Here is a 1,658-nt window from a genome sequence, read left to right as displayed (position 1 = left end):
CCCACACCCGACAACAACCGACCCGCCTGACCCTCCAAACCCCCACCAGACCGCGACGACACCACCCACGGCACCACAGACCAACCCGCACCAGATTTCGAATTCGAGGCATCATCCGAATCCGACTCAGAATCCCCGGAATTCTCAACAGCAGGCGCTTCCTCAATAATCACATGCGCATTCGTTCCACTCAAACCAAACGAAGACACCCCCGCCAAACGAGAACCCTCACCCGACACCCACTCCCGAGAATCCACCAAAAGCCGCACATCCCCCTCACCCCACTCCACACGCGAAGACGGCTCCCCCACATGCAACGTCTTCGGCATCACACCATGCCGCATCGCCAACACAGCCTTCATCACACCCGCCACACCCGCAGCAGCCTGCGTATGCCCAATATTCGACTTGATCGACCCCAACCACAACGGCTGACCCTCCGGCCGCTCCTGCCCATACGTCGCCAACAACGCCTGCGCCTCAATCGGGTCACCCAACGACGTACCCGTCCCATGCGCCTCCACCAAATCAACCTCAGACGCGGCAACACCCGCGTTCGCCAACGCCTGACGAATCACCCGCTGCTGGGCCGGCCCATTAGGCGCCGTCAAACCATTCGACGCACCGTCCTGATTCACCGCCGAACCCCGCACCACCGCCAACACCTCATGACCATTCCGCCGCGCATCCGACAACCGCTCCAACACCAACACACCCACACCCTCACCCCACCCCGTCCCATCCGCATCATCCGAAAACGCCTTACACCGACCATCACCAGCCAACCCACCCTGCCGAGCAAACTCCCCAAACGCACCCGGCGTCGACATCACCGTCACACCACCCGCCAACGCCAAAGAACACTCCCCCAACCGCAACGAATGCGCCGCCCAATGCAACGCCACCAACGACGACGAACACGCCGTATCCACCGTCACCGCCGGCCCCTCCAAACCCAGGGCATACGACACCCGACCCGACAACACACTCCCCGAACTCCCCGTACTCCCATAACCCTCCACCGACTCACCCGCAACCGCCAACAACGCCGAATAATCCTGACCATTCGTCCCCACAAACACACCCACCTGCTCCCCCCGCAACGAAACAGGCGACACCCCCGCCCGCTCCAACGCCTCCCACGACGACTCCAACAACAACCGCTGCTGCGGATCCATCACCAACGCCTCACGCGGCGAAATACCAAACAACCCCGCATCAAAATCAGCCACCCCATCCACAAAACCACCCACCGCAGCAAACCCACCCCCCACATCCAAACCACCCACACCCCAACCCCGATCCACCGGAAAACCACCCACCCCATCCCCACCCTCAACCAACAAACCCCACAACCCCTCCGGAGACACCACACCCCCAGGAAAACGACACCCCATACCCACCACCACCACCGGATCATCCCCCACACCCACACCCTCACGACCCACCACACCCACACCCTCAACCCCACCCCACAACTCACCCAACACAAACCCCGCCAAAGACTCCACCGACGGATAATCAAACACCACCGTCGACGGCAACTTCAGCCCGGTTTCGGCGGCCAGCGCGTTACGCAACTCCACCGCCGTCAACGAATCAAAACCCATATCCCTAAACGCCACCCGCAACCCCACATCCCCACCCGAACCAAACCC

Annotated in this window: 1 pseudogene; it reads right to left on the bottom strand. The window is 61.9% G+C overall.

From position 1 onward, the window contains the following. Window positions 1-1,622: pseudogene (locus ABZT14_RS25565) on the bottom strand (type I polyketide synthase); the annotation flags it as partial. Window positions 1,623-1,658 lie beyond the last annotated feature (36 nt).

Source organism: Streptomyces sp. NPDC005438 (assembly GCF_040606315.1).
Classification (GTDB): Bacteria; Actinomycetota; Actinomycetes; order Streptomycetales; family Streptomycetaceae; genus Streptomyces.
The sequence above is the reverse complement of the archived record's forward strand: the minus strand, read 5'-3'. Positions and strand labels throughout refer to the sequence as shown.